At 64.4% G+C, this 18,030-nt stretch carries 14 protein-coding genes; 4 read left to right on the plus strand and 10 right to left on the minus strand.

Annotation, left to right across the window (positions count from 1 at the left end):
* Positions 1–30: 30 nt before the first annotated feature.
* The 8 genes from xdhB to BLW71_RS20965 form a co-directional block, all read right to left on the minus strand.
* On the minus strand, positions 31–2,451 hold the full coding sequence (gene xdhB, locus BLW71_RS20930; RefSeq protein WP_091799958.1) for a xanthine dehydrogenase molybdopterin binding subunit: 2,421 nt from the start codon (positions 2,449–2,451) through the stop codon (positions 31–33).
* On the minus strand, positions 2,451–3,998 hold the full coding sequence (gene xdhA, locus BLW71_RS20935) for a xanthine dehydrogenase small subunit (RefSeq protein ID WP_091801078.1): 1,548 nt from the start codon (positions 3,996–3,998) through the stop codon (positions 2,451–2,453). The genes xdhB and xdhA overlap by 1 nt, the downstream gene beginning before the upstream one ends.
* 391 nt (positions 3,999–4,389) lie before the next feature.
* Entirely contained in the window at positions 4,390–4,899 is a 510-nt protein-coding gene (locus tag BLW71_RS20940; RefSeq protein ID WP_091799961.1) for a disulfide bond formation protein B, read from the minus strand.
* A 102-nt stretch (positions 4,900–5,001) separates the two neighbouring features.
* The gene (locus BLW71_RS20945) at positions 5,002–6,381 is read right to left on the minus strand and encodes an amidase (RefSeq protein WP_091801081.1); all 1,380 of its coding nucleotides are present in this window, start codon (positions 6,379–6,381) and stop codon (positions 5,002–5,004) included.
* 61 nt (positions 6,382–6,442) lie between these two features.
* Positions 6,443–7,123: a GntR family transcriptional regulator gene (locus BLW71_RS20950; protein ID WP_091799965.1), complete on the minus strand. Its 681-nt coding sequence runs from the start codon at positions 7,121–7,123 to the stop codon at positions 6,443–6,445.
* Positions 7,120–7,356, minus strand: a complete 237-nt coding sequence (locus tag BLW71_RS20955; RefSeq protein WP_091799968.1) for a hypothetical protein — start codon at positions 7,354–7,356, stop codon at positions 7,120–7,122. The genes BLW71_RS20950 and BLW71_RS20955 overlap by 4 nt, the downstream gene beginning before the upstream one ends.
* A gap of 9 nt (positions 7,357–7,365) precedes the next feature.
* A complete protein-coding gene (locus tag BLW71_RS20960; protein WP_091799971.1) occupies positions 7,366–8,715 on the minus strand; it encodes an MFS transporter in 1,350 nt (449 codons plus the stop codon).
* 7 nt (positions 8,716–8,722) lie between these two features.
* Complete coding sequence (locus BLW71_RS20965; protein ID WP_091799975.1) at positions 8,723–9,409, minus strand: DUF2848 domain-containing protein; 687 nt, start codon at positions 9,407–9,409, stop codon at positions 8,723–8,725.
* 229 nt (positions 9,410–9,638) lie between these two features.
* On the opposite strand from BLW71_RS20965, the gene BLW71_RS20970 reads away from it, so the two are divergent.
* The 3 genes from BLW71_RS20970 (at position 9,639) to BLW71_RS20980 (ending at position 14,307) form a co-directional block, all read left to right on the plus strand.
* Positions 9,639–11,396 (plus strand): cation:proton antiporter, encoded by a 1,758-nt coding sequence (locus BLW71_RS20970; protein WP_091799978.1) that lies wholly within the window; start codon positions 9,639–9,641, stop codon positions 11,394–11,396.
* Positions 11,397–11,552: 156 nt separating this feature from the next.
* The gene (locus BLW71_RS20975; RefSeq protein ID WP_091799982.1) at positions 11,553–13,043 is read left to right on the plus strand and encodes a gamma-glutamyl-gamma-aminobutyrate hydrolase family protein; all 1,491 of its coding nucleotides are present in this window, start codon (positions 11,553–11,555) and stop codon (positions 13,041–13,043) included.
* A gap of 547 nt (positions 13,044–13,590) precedes the next feature.
* The gene (locus tag BLW71_RS20980; protein ID WP_091799985.1) at positions 13,591–14,307 is read left to right on the plus strand and encodes a DUF2968 domain-containing protein; all 717 of its coding nucleotides are present in this window, start codon (positions 13,591–13,593) and stop codon (positions 14,305–14,307) included.
* An 80-nt stretch (positions 14,308–14,387) separates the two neighbouring features.
* Here BLW71_RS20980 and BLW71_RS20985 read toward each other — a convergent pair whose 3' ends face one another.
* Positions 14,388–15,533, minus strand: coding sequence for a hypothetical protein (locus BLW71_RS20985; RefSeq protein WP_091799989.1), 1,146 nt, complete (start codon positions 15,531–15,533; stop codon positions 14,388–14,390).
* A 306-nt stretch (positions 15,534–15,839) separates the two neighbouring features.
* A complete protein-coding gene (locus tag BLW71_RS20990; RefSeq protein WP_091799992.1) occupies positions 15,840–16,376 on the minus strand; it encodes a GNAT family N-acetyltransferase in 537 nt (178 codons plus the stop codon).
* A gap of 304 nt (positions 16,377–16,680) precedes the next feature.
* Here BLW71_RS20990 and BLW71_RS20995 point away from each other — a divergent pair, with 304 nt between their 5' ends.
* Positions 16,681–17,982: an MFS transporter gene (locus BLW71_RS20995; protein ID WP_091799995.1), complete on the plus strand. Its 1,302-nt coding sequence runs from the start codon at positions 16,681–16,683 to the stop codon at positions 17,980–17,982.
* Positions 17,983–18,030: the final 48 nt, after the last annotated feature.

Here is an 18,030-nt window from a genome sequence, read left to right on the forward strand (position 1 = left end):
CGTGTCGCGTCAGACCTTGGGGTTATCGTTTCACGCGGTCGTGTCGGTCGTGTCGGTCGTCGCGGGTTCCGTTGCCGATTGAGGCGCGAGCGGCGGCTGCAATGCATCCAGTGCGTCGAGAATCGCTTCGGGCGTGGCCGGCGCGCGCAACGGCGGCGCGTCGCGCGCGTCCGGCACCGCGGCCGCGATCGCGTCGCGAATCGCGAGGAACACGGAGAACGGCAACAGCAACGGCGGCTCGCCAACCGCCTTCGAACGGAACACGGTCGGCTCGGCGTTGCGGTTCTGATAGAGCTGAACGTGGAATGCAGCGGGCGTGTCGCTCACCGCGGGAATCTTGTATGTGGACGGCGCGTGCGTCATCAGGCGGCCGTCGCGGTTCCACCAGAGTTCTTCGGTGGTGAGCCAGCCCATGCCCTGAATGAAGCCGCCTTCCACCTGGCCGATATCGATCGCGGGATTGATCGACTGGCCGGCGTCGTGCAGCACGTCCGCGCGCACCAGTTTCCATTCGCCAGTCAACGTGTCGATCACGACTTCCGACACCGCCGCGCCGTAGGCGAAGTAGTAGAACGGGTGACCGGTCAGCGTTTTTGCATCCCAATGCACTTTCGGCGTGGTGTAGAAACCGTCCGACCACAACTGCACGCGCGCCAGATATGCCGCGCCGACCAGTTGTTCGAACGGCATCGCGCCGCCGTTCACCGACACCTGGCCATTGGCGAATTGCACGTCGCCGGCGCAGCCGCCGAGCTGTTTGGACGCGAGTTCGGCGAGCCTTGCGCGGATCGTTTTCGCCGCGGCTTCGGCGGCTTTGCCGTTCAGGTCGCTGCCGGTGGAGGCCGCGGTCGCGGAGGTGTTCGCGATCTTGGAAGTATCGGTTGCGGTGACCCGCACGCGGGAGAGCGGCAAGCCGAGCTCATTGGCCACCACTTGCGCGACTTTGGTGTTAAGCCCTTGGCCCATCTCCGTGCCGCCGTGATTGACGAGTACCGAGCCGTCTTTGTACACATGCACCAGCGCGCCGGCCTGATTCAGAAACGGCACGTTGAACGAAATGCCGAACTTCACCGGCGAAAACGCGAGGCCGCGCTTGAGCACCGGACTGCCTGCGTTGAATGCCGCGATCGCTTTGCGGCGCGCGCGATAGTCGCTGGTGCCGAGGAGTTCGTCGGTCAGCGGCGCGATGATGTTGTCTTCGACGCGCTGCCCATACGGCGTCGTATCGCGCTCGCCGATGCCGTAGTAGTTGGCGAGGCGCACGTCGAGCGGATCGCAGTGCAACTGGCGCGCGATGCTGTCGAGCATCACTTCCATCACGAGTGCGCCTTGCGGGCCGCCAAAGCCGCGGAACGCGGTGTTCGATTGCGTGTTGGTCTTGCAGCACAGCGCGACGATGTCGACATCGGACAGATAGTACGCGTTGTCGAAGTGGCACACTGCGCGCGTGGCGACCGCACCCGACAGGTCGGCGGAATAGCCCGCGCGCAACGCGATTTCCACGCGCGCGCCGAGAATGCGGCCGCTCTCGTCGAAGCCCGCTTCGTAGGTATAGACCGCGTCGTGGCGCTTGCCGGTGATCATGAAATCGTCGTCGCGGTCGGCGCGCAGTTTGACCGGACGGCGCAGCCGTTTCGCCGCGAGCGAGGCAACGCAGGCGAACAGCGCCGATTGCGATTCCTTGCCGCCGAAGCCGCCGCCCATGCGCCGGCATTCGCACACCACGTTATGCGCCGGCCAGTCGAGCATATGCGCGACCACCTGCTGCATTTCGCTCGGATGCTGGGTCGAGCTGTAGACGAGCATGCCGTCCATTTCCTTCGGCACCGCGTACGCGATCTGACCTTCCAGATAGAACTGTTCCTGGCCACCGACTTCGAACGTGCCGCTGATCCGGTTCGGTGCGGCGGCGATCTTTGCATCCGGTTCGCCGCGCTTCAGATGCAGGGGCGGGAGCACGAACTGCTTGGCGGCCTTTGCCTCGGCGGGCGTGAGGATGGCTTCGAGCGGCTCGTAGCGGATCACGTCGTCGCTCTTTGCGAGTGCGGCGGCGCGGCGTGCGAGTTCGTGACTTTCGGCGATCACGGCGAAGACCGGCTGGCCGAGATACAGCACTTCATCGACCGCGAGAATCGGGTCGTCGTGCAGCACCGGGCCGCAATTGTTCTCGCCGGGAATGTCTTCGGCGGTCAGCACGGCAATCACGCCCGGCGCTTGTCTGACGGCGTCCAGATCCATCGACACGATTCGCGCGTGCGCGTGTCGCGACAGGCCGAGCGCCGCGTGCAGCGTGCCTTGAAGTTCGGGCACGTCGTCCGTGTAGGTGGCTTCGCCGCTCACATGCAGCGCAGCCGATTCATGCGGCAGCGACACGCCGATCGATGCGTCGCTTTCATGAGCGGCGGCAGCGTGCCCTGCGGCGGGGTCGACGAAAGCATCGGTCCGGTTCATCACGACGGCTCCTTCGCAACGGCGGCGTCCGGCGCGCCGGCTTCGAACGCGAACGCATTCACGTCGAAGAGGGCGAGGGGCGCGTCATCGCGCGTTTCGAGGTGGAAGCGCCACAACAGATTGCGCGCCACTTTCAGCCGGTAGGCGCTCGAAGCGCGCATGTCGGTGAGCGGCTGGTAATCGGCGACGAGCGCATTCATGGCTTGCCGCGCGGTGCTTTCGTCCCATGTTGCGCCATTCAAGGCCGCTTCGGTTTGCGCGGCCCGCTGCGGCGTGGCGGCCATGCCGCCGAACGCGATGCGAGCTTCCTCAATGCTCCCGTTTGCGCCGACGTGCAGCGCGAACGCCGCGCACACGGCCGAGATGTCCTGATCGTAGCGCTTCGACACCTTATAGGTGCGAAAGCGCAGATTGCCCACCGGCCGCGGCACGCGCAGCGCCGCGACGAACTCGCCGGCGGCGAGCGCGGTTTTCTGATAGCCAAGGTAGAACGCATCGAGCGGGAGCGTGCGGGATTGCGGACCGTGGCGCAGCACGACTTCCGCGCCGAGCGCGAGCAGCGCCGGCATCGAATCGCCGATCGGCGAGCCGTTCGCGACGTTGCCGCCGAGCGTGCCGGCATTGCGGATCGGCAGCGACGCGAAGCGCGTCCACAGTTCGGCGAGTTCGGGGTAGTCGACGGCGAGTGCCGCGTACGCGTCTTCGAGTGTGACGGCGGCGCCGATGGTCAGCGTCTGCGCGTCGCGCTCGATCGTCTTCAATTCGGCGACGTTGCCGATATACAGAATGTCGCCGAGATCGCGGAATTGCTTGGTGACCCACAGGCCGACGTCCGTGCTGCCGGCAAGCAGTCGTGCATGCGGATGGTCGGCGCGCAGTTTGGCGAAGGCATCCAACGAGATCGGCGCATAAAAGGCGGGTGAGCCGAACTCGACGCCGCGCGTGTCGGGTGCATGGTATTCGAAGGTGTCGCGCCGTTGCAGTGCGCGCAGCTTGTCCGCGACGGCCTGGCGGTCGAGCGTCACGCGCGGATATTGCGGGTAGTCGAACATCTTCTGCGAGGCGTCGACAATCGGCCGGTAGCCAGTGCAGCGACACAGATTGCCGGAAAGCGCGGCGTTGATTTCATCGCGGGTGGGCAGGCCGGCGGCGGCCGGCTGGTTTTCGTACAGCGCCCACATCGACATGACGAAGCCGGGCGTGCAGAAGCCGCATTGCGAACCGTGGCAGTCGACCATGGCTTGCTGCACGGGATGCAGCGCGCCGTCGGCGGCGCGCAGGTCTTCGACCGTGAACAGCGCGCGGCCGTCGAGCGTGGGCAGGAACTGGATGCAGGCGTTGACCGCTTTCAGCGCGAGGCCGCCGTGCGCGTCCAGTTCACCGACGACGACCGTGCAGGCGCCGCAGTCGCCTTCCGCACAGCCTTCCTTGGTGCCGGTGCAATGCAGATCCTCGCGCAGATGCTGAAGCACGGTGCGCGACGCAGGGACGTCCGCAACCTCACGGACGGACCCCTGGTGATAAAAGCGGATGGTTTGCGTTGTCATGGCGAATCCGAAAGACAGTGCGGACCGGGCGCGCGTTACGCATGGGGTCGCGCCGAAGCCGGCCTCGCGCACGTAGATCGCCATCCAGGTTCGACGATAGCATTACCTTGTCCCAAAAATATTTCCGATGTCGCATGAAGCTTATTCGGAAGCGGTCATGAGATAAGTACGATTCGCGTTAAGGCCGGAAGTTGCGTAGGGTGGGGCGCGGGCGGAAAGTCACGCGGGGCGGGGGACGGCGAGGTAAAACGGACGCCGCCCAGCCGCCGGATGCGGGGATCGTGGACGAAAAAACGCCGGATTTCGCGCTGCCGTGGGTGGCGGCACGAAATCCGGCGCTAATCCGTGCAGTGCGGCAAAGGCGGCAAAGGCCGCGATGGCACCAGCCCGATCAGGCGATCCGGCGGCGGTTGCGGACCAAAGTCAGCGCCAACGGAATGAACGCGATCACAAAGGCGACCAGTGACCATTGCGGCAGCGTCAGGCCCAGAATCGGCGGATAAGCCGTTTCGCACAGGCCGGCGACCTTGAACACGCCCGGTAGCCAATGCGCGGGCGGCAGGCTGTCGACCAGCGGCTGCAGCGCGTCGAAGCCGCAGCTAAAGCCGGGATTGGCCTGGACATACACATGGCGCGCGGCCGTCACGATGCCGCCGAGCGCCGACAAGGCCGCCAGCACTTCCAGCAGACGCACGCCGCGCCAGCTATTGAAGCGCGCGCCGAGGAACGCAAAGATCGCGATCAGCAGGAAGAAATACCGCTGGATGATGCACAACGGGCACGGGTCTTCGTGCAGGAAGTACTGCAGATACAGCGCGCCGCCCACCAGGGCGACGCAGATCAGGGCAAGCAGAACCAGCAGGGAGCGCTCGCGGCGCAGCATCGCAGTGTCGTTATTCATGGATCGTGTGGCTGTCTCTGGAAACAGAAAGGGCGGGTGCCCGCGATTCTAGCGCGAACCCCCGCCCTGCCGCTTATCCTGCTTTTACGACGTATTTCCCAATCAGCGAATCGCGTTCAGCACCGCTTCGGCGCCGCGGCCGATCGCCAGCAGCGCGTCGTCGGCGTGCGGCGCGCCGGCCAGCATCAGGCCCACGGGTGCGTCGCCGCGCAGGTGGCACGGCAGCGACAGCGCGCAGGTGTCGAGGAAATTGAACACGCTCGGATTGCGCAGAATCAGCGCGTTGGTGCGACCAAACGCGTCATCGTCCTCGACCAGATCGGCGACGCGCGGCGGCACCACCGGCACCGTCGGCGCCACCACCGCATCGAAACGCTGCCACAACGTGCGCGCGGCTTCGGCGAGCATCGCCTCGCGTTCGGCGAGCAGATCCAGATAGTCGGCGGCGCTGGCCGGCTGACCTTTCAGAATGCGCACCAGCACGCGCGGGTCGTATTGGTCACGATGCTTTTCCAGCAGCGGACGATGCCACGCATACGCCTCGATCGGCGAGAACCCGAAGCGGTTGATCTCGGGCAAACGGTCGAGCGGTGCGAAACGCACCTCGCTGACAATCGCGCCGGCCGCTTCCAGATGTTTGAGCGCCGTGTCGACCGCCGCGGCGACCGCCGGCTCCACGCCGTCGGTCACGAAATTCGTCAGTACGCCAAGTCGCACGCCTTCGAGCGGGCGGGCGGCCGGAATGCGCGGCTCGAGCCCGGCCAGCATGCGGTCCACCAGCGCGCAGCACGCCACCGACACGCCGATCGGCCCGAACGAATCGAGCGTCGATGAAAGCGGCACGCCGCCTTGTTTGGGGATGCGGTCGGCGGTCGGTTTGAAGCCGGTCAGGCCGCACAGCGCCGCCGGAATGCGGATCGAGCCGCCGGTATCGGTGCCGAGCGCGATCGCCGCCATGCCGTCCGCGACGGAAGCCGCCGCGCCCGACGACGAACCGCCCGAAATCCGCTCATCGCCCTTCACGCCGCGCTGGTACGGGGACAGCGGATTGCCGTAGTGCGGGTTCAGGCCCAGTCCGGAAAACGCGAACTCGCTCATGTTGGTGCGGCCAACGAGCACGGCGCCGGCCCGCTTCAGGCGCGCGACCGCGACGGCGTCCGCCCTGGCGGCGGGGGCGTCGGCGAGCACCACGGAACCGGCGCGAGTCGGCTGGCCTTCGATATCGAACAGGTCCTTGACCGACACCGGAATCCCGGCGAGCGGCGACAGCACCGTGCCGGCGGCGCGCAGCCGGTCGTGCGCGTCGGCGGCGGCGCGGGCGCTGTCCGCGTCGACATGCATGAAGACGGCTGCGCCCTGGCCGGCCGGATCGGCGATCCGCTCGAGCGCCGTCTCGACGAGCGCGCGACTGGTGGTGCGTCCGGCGCCGAGGTCGGCGGCAAGCTGGGCAAGCGGCGGAAAGGGCGTGAATTCAGTAGCCATGATGTCGATGGAAATCCGGTTGAAGCGCGCGAAGCCGGTGGGTGGGCTCACACGCGGTGGCTTAAATGCGATTGAAGAGGGTCGCGCGGAACGCTTCGATATGTTTTTGCACCGATTGACGCGCGCCTTCGGCATCGCGTTCACGCAGCAGGCGAAACAGTTCGAGATGTTCCTCGTGCACGTCTTCCAGATGATGCGGCTCGGACAGCGAAATGAACCAGAAGCGCAGCGAGCGCTCGTGCAACCCGCGCAGGATGTCGGCCAGCACGGGATTGCGCGAGGCGGCCGAGATCGCCAGATGAAACTCGCGGTCGATATCCATCATGCCTTCGATATCGTGCGCGGCCACGCACACGGCCGAGCGGTCCAGCAGCGCCTGCATCGTGTCGTAATCGTGCTGTTGCGCGTGGCGCGCGGCCAGCTCGACGCAGTAGCTTTCGTTGACGAGGCGCACGTCGATGATCGCCAGCACGTCGTCGAGCGAAACCGGGCGGACCATGATGCCCTTGCGCGGCATGATGGTCAGCATGCCTTCGTGCACCAGCCGGTGCAGCGCCTGATGAACCGGTGTCCTGCCGATGCCGGTTAGCGCCATCAGTTCCGCCTCGTTGAGCACCTCGCTCGGCCGCAGGCGCATGGTAATGATCTCGCGCTTGACGAACGCATACGCCTGCTCGGCGAGACTCGCGGCGGCGGTCGCTCGGGTGGGTCTGGAAGGGCGGGCGGTCTGCAAAAGCGTCATGTGAAGAGGAAGCGGGCGATGTCGTCCGCATTGTAGAGCAAGGTTTTGCGCGCGCGACGCGCGCCGGATGCGCAGCGCGGCTGGTGGGCGATCAGCCTGCGCTTTCCAGACGCGGCGCACATGAATCGCAGTCCCGCGCCTGCGTTCTGCGCTTGCGTGCGTTTTGCACGCCGCCCGTGCTGTTTCGCGCGACCCCCGTATTCTCTGCGGCCACCGCGCCAGATCGCGTTCATCACCGCCTGTCAGGCGCGGCTCGGCGAAACCGCCGCCGCATGCTGCACCTTGACGCGCGGCATCATCAACGTGACCAGCCCGCCGACGATCAGCGCCCCCGCGATCAGCACGAGCCCGAACGTCACGCTGTGCGTCGCGTCCTTGACGATGCCGAGCACATACGGGCTCACATAGCCGGCGAGGTTCGCGATCGAGTTGATCACGGCAATGCCGGCGACGGCGGCCGTGCCTTGCAGGAACGTCGTCGACATCGACCAGAAAATGCCGAAGCCCGCGAGGATGCCGATATACGCGATCGACAAACCCGTCACGGCAAGCGGAATCGAGTTGGTCACCGAGGCGCTGCCGAGCAGCCCCGCCGCGCCGATGAAGCAGCACACCGCGTAGTGCCAGCGCCGCTCGCCCGTGATGTCCGAGGAGCGCCCGATCAGGATCATGCCGATGCCCGCCGCCAGATACGGAATCGCGGTCACAAAACCGTTGGTGACGAGGTTCGTCACGCCGAGATCCTTGACGATCTGCGGCAGCCAGAACGAGAAGCCCGCATTGCCGGTGACGAGGCAGAAATAGATCAGCGTGAGCAGCCAGAAACGGCCCGAGCGCAACGCGACCGCCAGGCTGTGTTGCGCGCCGGCCGCCGCGGCCGCGCTGTTTTCCCGCGCCAGACGGCCGAGAATCACGCGCTTTTCGTCGTCGCTGAGCCACGCTGCTTCGGCGGGCGTGTTGCGCAGCACGGCGAGCGCCCAGAAGCCGGCGAGAATCGACGGAATGCCTTCGATCAGGAACATCCACTGCCAGCCGCGCAAACCGTGCGCTTCATGCAGCGCCGACATCAGAAAACCCGACAACGGCGCGCCGATAATGCCTGCCACCGGAATCGCCGCCATGAACACGGCGACCATGCGGGCGCGCCGGTCGGACGGAAACCAGAAAGTCAGGTAGAGCACCACGCCCGGCACCAGACCAGCTTCGGCGACGCCGAGGAAAAAGCGCAGCACGTAGAACATCGTTTCCGAGTGCACGAACATCATCAGACACGACAGCAGACCCCACAGCATCGTGATGCGGGCGATCGTGGCGCGCGCGCCGAACTTCTTCAGCAGCAGATTGCTCGGCACCTCGAACACGAAGTAGCCGAAGAAAAAGATCCCCGCGCCGAGTCCGTACGCCGCGTTCGACAGGCCGAGGTCGCCGGTGAACTGCAGCTTCGCGTAACCGATGTTGACGCGGTCCAGATACGACAGCACGTAGACGAGAAACAGGAACGGCATGATGCGCCACGTGATCTTGCGCAGGGCGGCGGCTTCGAGCCACGCGTCGGAAGACGCGTCGGCGGCGGATAGCGAAGGGGAGCTCATGGGTGCCTCATTCGACGATAGGGAGCGCGCGCACGCGATAGGCGTGGCGCAGCGTGCGGTTCAGAACGGGATCGTGCAATTCGAGTTCGAGCGCGTCGCCGTCGGCCATGCCGACGATGCCGCCCTGTACCGCCAGCGTGCCGCAGAACATCGCCGCGCCGGGCGCGAGTGGCGCGCGCGTGAGCAGATCGGCGGCCGGCAGCAGCGATGACACGCTGCCTTTCTGATAGACGCGCCGCTCGCCGTTGGTCACGGCATAAGCACGCAATTCCAGTTGATCCCAGTGGGCGGATACATCGTCGAAACGCCAGGCGTCGCGCGCGACCGGTTTCGGGCAAACCTGTTTGGAGACGGTGACGCCGTAGGCCTCGACTTCGCGGTCGGTGTGGTCCGAACCGACGGTGACGAGCACGCCCGTCTTCGCATGCACCAGCACGCATTCGGCTTCGCCGCTCGACTTCATGCCGACCACGTCGATCTGCTCGGCCTGCGTCAGCAGTTCGGCGCCGAGGCGATAGAAGCACGGTGTGGTGGAGGGCCGCTTCACGCCGAGTTCGGCCAGTTCGGCAATGTGATGCTCGATCGCGGCCTGATCGCGCCCGGCCCAGCCGGCGATGGTTAGACGATTGACCTCGGCGGACTCCGCGCGGCTGTCGCCAGCACGTTCTGCCACGTTGAAAGACACCTGCTGCATGACTCGACTCCACTGAAAATATGCGTCAAATATTATTGTGATATTTCACAGGAGTCCAGCGTGTCAAAAACATTCCGCAGCGCGCGTCGGCGAGGTGCCGACACGATGCCGCTGCTGCGGGCGTCCCGTCGGCAATCCAGCGCCGTTTGGCCGTTCGGGCGATTCGGCGCCTCGCGTTCCTTTGTTACACTGCGCCTTTGCAACTTTACTTTTTGTAAGGAACGCGCTCATGCATCATGGCATCGGCTTCATTCAGGACCTGGCGGTCGTGATGGCGCTCGCCGGCGTCGTCACCGTGCTGTTCCATCGCCTGAAACAGCCGGTGGTGCTGGGCTACATTGCCGCCGGCGTGATCATTGGGCCGTACACGCCGCCGTTCCAGCTGATCCACGACGAGCAGACCATCCAGACGCTCGGCGAACTCGGCGTGGTGTTCCTGATGTTTTCGCTCGGCCTCGAGTTCAGTCTGCGCAAGCTCTTCAAGGTCGGCGCCACTGCAATCGTCGCGGCGCTCTCCGAGATCGTGCTGATGTTGTGGCTCGGTTACGAAATCGGCAGCGCGTTCGGCTGGAGTTCGATGGATTCGCTGTTCCTCGGCGCGATCCTCGCCATCTCGTCGACCACGATCATCGTCAAGGCGCTCTCCGAACTGGGCCTGAAGCGCGAGAGCTTCGCGCAACTGGTGTTCGGCATTCTGATCGTCGAAGACATTCTCGCCATCGCGATGCTGGTCCTGCTCTCGGGCATTGCGCAGACCGGGCAGTTAAGCGCGGGCGTCGCCGTGGTTACGCTCGGCAAGCTGCTGCTGTTCATGACGGTGTCGCTGGTGGTCGGCATTCTGGTGGTGCCGCGCGCCCTGAACTACGTGGCGCGCGCGAAGAGCGACGAGATGCTGCTCGTCTCCGTGCTCGGCTTCTGCTTCGGCTTCTGTCTGCTGGTCGTGAAGCTCGACTACAGCATCGCGCTCGGCGCGTTCCTGATCGGCGCGATCATGGCCGAATCGCGCCATCTGCATCGGATCGAGCATCTGATCGCGCCGCTGCGCGACGCCTTTTCGGCGATCTTCTTCGTGACGATCGGTTTGATGCTGAACCCGGCCGTGCTGGTCGACTACGCATGGCCGATCGCGGTGATCACGCTGGCGGTGATCGTCGGCAAGATCGTGTCGTGCGGGCTCGGCACCTTTCTCGCAGGCAAGGACGGGCGCACGGCGATGCGGGTCGGCATGACCGTCTCGCAGATCGGCGAGTTCTCGTTCATCATCGCGTCGCTCGGTTTGACGCTGAAGGTGACGAGCGCGTTTCTGTATCCGATCGCGGTGGCGGTGTCCGCGTTGACCACGCTGTTTACGCCATACCTGATCCGCGCGGCCGACCCGCTGACCCAGCGCCTCGGTCACGCCATGCCGCGCACGCTCGCGAACGTGTTCGGCATGTACGGGCAATGGCTCGGCAGCCTGAGCACGACGAGCGGCGAGCCGACGCTGTTCAGCATGACGCGGCGGATCATTCTGCAGATCGCCGTCAATCTGGCGCTCGTCGCCGCGATTTTTCTGGGCGTGTCGTATAGCGCGCCTTATACCAGTTCGCTGCTCGCGCACTGGCTCAGTTCCGAACCGATGCAGCGCGTCGTGCTATGGAGCGCCGCACTGGTCGTGTCGATGCCGTTCCTGGTCGCCGTGTATCGCAAGACCAAGTCGCTGGCCTTGCTACTCGCCGAGGTCAGCGTGCAACCGGCTACAGCGGGGCGCTTCACGAGCGCGATCCGTTACGCGATCTCCGATCTGGTGCCGGTGGTCTCGATGGTCGGCGTGTTTCTGCTGGTCGCGGCGCTTTCAGGCGGCATTTTGCCGCCGACAGGCCTGCTTGCCGCGGTGCTCATCTGCGCCGCGTTGCTGCTCGCGCTGCTGTGGCGCTGGTGCGTGAAGATCCACGCGGCGATGCAAATCGCCTTGCGCGAGACTTTCAACGAACAGCCGGATCCTTAAAAGTCAGACAGACTTTCGCCGCGGCCCTTTAACGGGAATCGTTGCGGCGCGTCGCAACAATGTGAGCAATTGTGTGCGGGTTTGCGGGGCTTGCTTCGCTAGCGGATAATCAGGGCATATTCATTCGTTCGCGTGGAAGGCGCCTGTCTGACTGTCATGAGCGAAAACAAACCTGAAAACGCCGGCAAGCCCGGCGATCTGACGCGGCCTTCGGCGTCGCCAGCGCCGTCCGGCACGCCGACAACTGGCTTGACGCCGGAAGAACCGGCGGCCTCGCTGCCTCTCTCGCACGAAGATGCCATCCAGTCTCCGATCAAGGACGCAGTGACGTCGCCGACCCATGCCGGCACCGCGTCTGCTACCACGCCGGCGGCGGAGCAGGCAGCCGTGCGATCGTCGACCGACGATCCCGACAGCGCGTCGGCCGTCACGCCTACTGATCCGCACGCGGCGCGGCAACGCGACGCAGCCGAAGCACGCAGTTCGGCCGCCGCATCCACCGCGCAGCAGGAAGCCGAGGTTCATGAAAAGGAAGCCCGGCGCGCCGGAACATTCGCCGCGAAACCTGCTCCGAAACCCGCGCCGACCTTCGCGAGCAGCGAAGCTGTCGACGGCGAGCTGATTACCTCGGTGGAAGACGCCACCGTTATCGAAGAGGTCCCGCGCCCCGCCGAGCAGAAGGCCGGCTCGCCGCCGCCCGGTTTCGGCGCGGCGCCTGACTTCACCGCGTCCAATCCACCGCCGCCCAATGCATTGCCGCCGTCGCCGCCGCGCTATCTGAAGCACAACGATTCGGCGTGGACCGTGTTCGGGCGCATCGTCGCGGCGCGCGCGCGGCAATTGTTCGATCGCGCGGGCCAACGGATCACGCAGCGCACGCTGCGCATCGGCGTGTCGGCGCGCATCTTCCATCCGGAGCCGGGTGCGAAGGGATTGCGCGGAAAAACCTTGCAGTATCTCGAGGAATCGATTGCGCATTGGGTCATGTCGCGCGACGTGCTGGTGTTCATGATTCCGACGGTCGGTCATCAAGGCATGCTGCATCCGAGCAATATCCGTTTGCGTGATTACGCGAAGCATCTCGACGGCCTGCTGTTGCAAGGCGGCGCCGACGTCTCGCCGCAGTCTTACGCGGAACAGGCAATCAGCCACGAGTGGCCTGGCGACCGCGTGCGCGACATGTACGAACTCGAACTGCTGCACGAGTTCATCGAGTCGGGCAAGCCGGTGCTCGGCGTGTGCCGGGGCTGTCAACTGATCAACGTGGCGTTTGGCGGCACCTTGTATCAGGACATCGCCACCGATGTGCCGACCGCCGGCGCCCACGTCAACGAGGACTACGATCAGCATCGGCACGGAATTCACTTCCCCGACGGCTCGACGCTCGCGAATATGTTTCCTGGCCAACGCGATGCGATCGTCAACTCGATTCACCATCAGGCGGTGAAGACACTCGGCCGCGATCTCAATATCGAAGCCGTGTCGGCGTCGGACGGCATCATCGAGGCCGTGCGCTACCGGCGTGCGCCGTTCGTGATGGGCGTGCAATGGCATCCGGAGTTTCATCGTGCGGGCGGCGCGGAGTTGCTCGACTGCACGCCGTTGCTCGATACCTTCCTGCGAGTGGCGCGCGAAACGCGTTTTTAAGGCGGCTCGCTCCATATCGAGTCCGCGCCTTGGGCGCGCGGTTCAAAGGTTAAGTTGCAGAGGCTGATTCGTTCGAGGCGCACTACCGTTTTTTTGCGATGGTGCGCCTTGCGAATTTCGTGGTGCCGTTCTCATGGTGCGTCATTGATCGACGACTGGCGTGTCGCCTCGCGTTGTGCGTTGGGCGTCGCGTGGTCCGTCGAGATCAACGGCATGTTTTGAATTGCGGGTGTCTCGTTGCCGAGACAGATAATCAGGAGTGCGTGTTTCTCATGGCCGGCACTCTATCCTCCTGTTTCGAGTCCGTTCGCTGCTGGATTTGCACCAACCAGGCATAAGTTCAGGCTTGTCCAAGCGAGGCTGAACCTTCCTTTTTCGGCTTATCCGAATTTGTTTGTTTCGAGATTGCTGAAGCGATTTGGCTAAATTCTTCGGCAGCCATTTATCTCGATTTAAAGTCGGTCCGCGCGACATTTGAATGCTTCGTTTACGGGCCAATCCGCGCGATAATCTGCGGCTGATTTGGATTCGCATGGAGCATGCACGTATGAAGTACCCCTTAATTGTACGGCGCGCCATGCTGCTCGCGACTTCGTGTGCGCTGTTGCAGCAGGGCGGTCTCGTACTGGCAGCGCAAGGCGGCGAGGCCGCGCCGATGGCCGGCACGAGGCCCGCCATTAACACCCTGACGCCGCAGCCCGCGGCCGACGCGCTGCGCAACACGGCGTCAGCCTCACCGGCTGCGGCTAGCGATGCGCAAGGCAATGTCGCCGAGCTCATGCAGATGATTCACGACGCAAAGCTAAGCGAACTGCGCACCACGTATAACGGCAGTTACGGCGCCAGTCTGTTTTTCTATCCGCAGGAAATGACGTACTACGTCGCGTTGTTCCAGGACAAACATTTCTGGCGCGTGCTCAAGTCCGAAGACGCCGCGCGCGCGGAAGCGGTCTATGCGGGCTTCGCCCAGCAGACCACGCAACTCGCCGATGTCGAGATTCGTCGCACGCAGTTGCAGGCGCAGAAGGCGTATATCGAAGACATCATTGCGTTATCGGAAGATCGCGCCAAGCGTCTGCAAGCCGATCTCGACGTGGCTCGCACGCAGCAAGCCAAGGTCAACGACTATCAGCGTCAGACGCAAGGCGAAGCGGCCGCGCTGCACGCGGAGAAGGAAAGGGCGCAGGCGCAGTTGCGCCAGGTGCAAGGCGAAGTGATGCAATTGCAGCGCCAAACCGAGATGGGATTGCCGATTCAGAAGTAGACGCATGAACGTAAGTCAGCCCGGCCATTCGCGAAATGGCCGGGCTTTTTTGTTTCAAGCTGCTGCGATTCGTGTCGTGCCTATTTCGCGAATTGGTCGGGAACCTCGGTCACACGCCGCTGCGACAGGCGGGTTATCCACTCCGTTTCACCGGTGCCGGACGCATTGGTCGCTGAGCCGGCGTGCGGCGGCGCCATCTCGCGCGGATGCGTCGCTGCGGACATGATCACGCCCGCGTATTCGTCGACGCCGAGTCGAGTCGGTGCTGGAGGTGAATAAGCGCCCGCAGCGGATGGCTTTGGCGGCAAACTTGCCGCCAGCCTTGGGACTGCGATGCGCGGCAGGTTAGCGGCAACTGCTGCCGCGTGTCGCGCTGGGTTGGCGGTGACAAACCGTGCGCTGTGCTGGCGGTTTTGTTCCTGCAGTGTGACGACCTTCTCGCGAAGGCGGTTGTGACGAGGTGATCCCGCTTTATCCGCGGAGATACGCGCCTGAGCGGAAGGCAGTGCCCGAGTCTGAACCTGGGCCGAAGCCGTTGTAGACACCGTTGCCGCCGAAAGGCTGGACGCGAATGTTGGCTGTACGCGTGAGCGCTCTGGCGCAGACGCCGCAAGTGCGGCAGGCGCGGCAGGCGCGCGCAACGCACCGGTATCGACCGCGCGACCAGTAACCGTGGCGGGCGTCTGAAGGTCTGCTGACTGCGAGTCCCGATGACCCGATGCCCTGTCGGCGACAGGAGGGGCCATTTGACGATGCGCCAGATGATCGAACCCGACCCACGCCAGCACCGCAGCGCCGCCGATCACGCAGGCGCCGCCCGCTAAAGCGCCCCAATGGTTGCCATACCCACGCGCCCTCGTTCCATACGCGGGCCGGACAATGGACTCAATGACGGGCGTTGCATCGGCCGCGTGCATGGCTGTCTCGGGCGATGCGTCAAAGCTCGGTGCCTGTGCCGCTATCGCGGCAGACCCAGGCTCATGCGCAGGTGCGATCACGCGTTGTTCACCCAGCGGCGACCATCGGCAAAGCGAACGAATGGCCTGATCGCTCAGGCAGAACGTGCGCAGCATGGCCGCGTAGAGCGCCTTGAGTTCAGCCCGCAGACTGTAGCCCGGCGGAAGCAGCGCCCAGTCCCGGCCGAACGGCGCTGGCACATGAACCAGCGGGCGAACGCGCGGTAGCGCCAGATAGCCTTCGATCGGGGTGAACGGAATGGTGGACATCGATCTTTCCTGCGCCTCGTAAGGGGAGCGCCGATCGGCGATCCCGTGGTCTGCGGGGACTCGGGCCTCGGTGCGATGCGCGTGAACGCCATCCCTACACGGCACGGCGTGCGTCGACGCGAGGCGCCGGCGCCGTGCTCGCGACGAGCAAACGGGGCACAGGGACGTGTCGCTATGAAGCCATCGGAGTGCGGAGGATGATGCCAGGAAGCAGCCGACCTGGCGATCGGACGGTTCCGAAATGAGGTGCCGGTACGTCCATGATCGGGAAAACCTGGGATAACGAACAAGTGCGCCGCAGCGCCTCTACCGGTCGAGTCTGCGGTCGAGTCTGTATACGTAGCGCAACGCGGTAATGTCCACGCCGCCCATATGATCCGGTTCGGCGCCGGCAAATTGCCAGCCTTGCCGCTCGTAGAAACCGATCGCCGGCGTATTTCCCTGGAGCACGTACAGATAGAGTTGCGCCTCGCCTTGCGCGCGAGCCCAGTCTTCGGCGGCTCGCATCAGCAGCTTGCCGACTCCGATACCCTGGTAGGCCGGCCGCGCGTGCAGGTTATCGAGCAGCACGCCCCAACTGGACTCCGGTTGACGTTCAACGCACACAAACCCGGCCGCCTCGCCCGCGAGTTCGGCGATCAGCACGATGCGCCGTTCGCCGCCGGGCGCGCTGAGACGAGCCTCCCAGTACGCGGCGCGCTCCTGCGTGACTTCGCCGTCGAGAAAGGCTTCGGGCAGCAGGCCGCGATAAGTGGCCTGCCAACTGCTGCTGTGGATCGAAGCAATGAGCGCGGCATCCGCGAGCGTCGCGGGGCGCAGTGAAAGAGCGGGGGTGGTTCGCATCGGTAGTGCTCAACGGAAATGCCTGACTGCAAAAATGTTACCGCGACCACAGGTGACACCATGTGTAATGAAACTGTATGCATTACGCGACAGCTTTATCAACGGTAACATTACGTGGAGCGAGCGCTGCATGATTCACAACGTTTACCCGGATACCATGGGAATGCGTTCCGCATGAAAATTCAGCGCCCCCGGCGCGTTCTTTCTATCCGTGCGCGGCATCCGCTTGCCGAGCGCAGTGGATCGTTTCAACTGCCTGGCCGCCACTGTCTCTTTCGTGGCAGCAGGCTCATCAGAGAATGTCATGTCTACTGCGTCACACGCTACTTCCTCATCGGAAGAATCCAAAGTCAAGACAGTATTCCGCGTGGTCAGCGGTAACTTTCTTGAGATGTACGATTTCATGGTCTATGGCTATTACGCTTCGGCGATCGCCAAGACCTATTTCCCGAGCGGCAACGAATTCGCCTCGTTGATGCTGTCGCTGTCGGTGTTCGGCGCGGGCTTCCTGATGCGGCCGCTCGGTGCGATCGTCCTCGGCGCCTACATCGACCATCACGGCCGGCGCAAAGGCCTGATCCTCACGCTCGGCCTGATGGCGCTCGGCACGCTCACGGTGGCGTCGATTCCAGGTTACGCGACGATCGGCGTGCTGGCGCCGGTGCTCGTTCTGTTAGGCCGACTGTTGCAAGGCTTTTCCGCCGGGGTCGAACTTGGCGGCGTGTCCGTGTATCTGTCGGAGATCGCCACCAAGGGCAACAAGGGCTTCTATTGCGCGTGGCAGTCGGGCAGCCAGCAGGTTGCCGTGGTGTTCGCCGCGCTGATTGGCGTGTTCCTGAACAAGATGCTGCCGGCCGACCAGATGAGCGCCTGGGGATGGCGCGTGCCGTTCCTGATCGGCTGCCTGATCGTGCCGTTCCTGTTCCTGATCCGCCGTTCGCTGCAGGAAACCGAGGAATTCAAGGCGCGCAAGCATCACCCGAAGATGGGCGAGATCATGAAGACGATGGCCGCGAACTGGGGCATCGTGCTGGGCGGCATGGGCATGGTGATCATGACCACCGTGTCGTTCTACATGATCACGGCGTACACGCCGACTTTCGGCAAGGAAGTGCTGAAACTGTCCTCGATCGACACGCTGATCGTCACGGTCTGTATCGGTCTGTCGAATCTGATCTGGCTGCCGCTCGCGGGTGCGCTGTCGGACCGTATCGGCCGCCGTCCGGTGCTGCTGGCCTTCACGATTCTGACCATCATTACCGCGTATCCGGCGCTGCAATGGCTGGTGGCGGATCCTTCGTTCGCGCGTTTGCTGGCGGTCGAATTGTGGCTGTCGTTCCTGTACGGCAGCTACAACGGCGCGATGGTCGTGGCGCTGACCGAAGTCATGCCGGTCGAAGTGCGGACGGCCGGTTTCTCGCTCGCCTACAGCCTCGCCACGACGATCGGCGGCTTCACGCCGGCTATCTCGACGCTGCTGATTCACACCACCGGCAACAAGGCTGCGCCGGGACTGTTCCTGGGTCTGGCGGCGATTTGCGGGTTGATTGCGACGCTGGTGCTGTACCGCACGCCGGAATCGCGCGATCAGTATCGGACGGCCTGAGCTTCGGCGGTCACCGTTCGTTGGTCAAACAAAAACCCCGCGTTCTCA

The organism is Burkholderia sp. WP9 (assembly GCF_900104795.1).
Lineage (GTDB): Bacteria > Pseudomonadota > Gammaproteobacteria > Burkholderiales > Burkholderiaceae > Paraburkholderia.

Coding starts and splice junctions, on each gene's coding strand:
- BLW71_RS20985 (WP_091799989.1), bottom strand. CDS start 15,533: ATGTCCACCATTCCGTTCACCCCGATCGAAGGCTATCTGGCGCTACCG.
- BLW71_RS20940 (WP_091799961.1), bottom strand. CDS start 4,899: ATGAATAACGACACTGCGATGCTGCGCCGCGAGCGCTCCCTGCTGGTT.
- BLW71_RS20995 (WP_091799995.1), top strand. CDS start 16,681: ATGTCTACTGCGTCACACGCTACTTCCTCATCGGAAGAATCCAAAGTC.
- xdhA (WP_091801078.1), bottom strand. CDS start 3,998: ATGACAACGCAAACCATCCGCTTTTATCACCAGGGGTCCGTCCGTGAG.
- BLW71_RS20990 (WP_091799992.1), bottom strand. CDS start 16,376: ATGCGAACCACCCCCGCTCTTTCACTGCGCCCCGCGACGCTCGCGGAT.
- BLW71_RS20965 (WP_091799975.1), bottom strand. CDS start 9,409: ATGCAGCAGGTGTCTTTCAACGTGGCAGAACGTGCTGGCGACAGCCGC.
- BLW71_RS20945 (WP_091801081.1), bottom strand. CDS start 6,381: ATGGCTACTGAATTCACGCCCTTTCCGCCGCTTGCCCAGCTTGCCGCC.
- BLW71_RS20955 (WP_091799968.1), bottom strand. CDS start 7,356: ATGAACGCGATCTGGCGCGGTGGCCGCAGAGAATACGGGGGTCGCGCG.
- BLW71_RS20960 (WP_091799971.1), bottom strand. CDS start 8,715: ATGAGCTCCCCTTCGCTATCCGCCGCCGACGCGTCTTCCGACGCGTGG.
- BLW71_RS20950 (WP_091799965.1), bottom strand. CDS start 7,123: ATGACGCTTTTGCAGACCGCCCGCCCTTCCAGACCCACCCGAGCGACC.
- xdhB (WP_091799958.1), bottom strand. CDS start 2,451: ATGAACCGGACCGATGCTTTCGTCGACCCCGCCGCAGGGCACGCTGCC.
- BLW71_RS20980 (WP_091799985.1), top strand. CDS start 13,591: ATGAAGTACCCCTTAATTGTACGGCGCGCCATGCTGCTCGCGACTTCG.
- BLW71_RS20970 (WP_091799978.1), top strand. CDS start 9,639: ATGCATCATGGCATCGGCTTCATTCAGGACCTGGCGGTCGTGATGGCG.
- BLW71_RS20975 (WP_091799982.1), top strand. CDS start 11,553: ATGAGCGAAAACAAACCTGAAAACGCCGGCAAGCCCGGCGATCTGACG.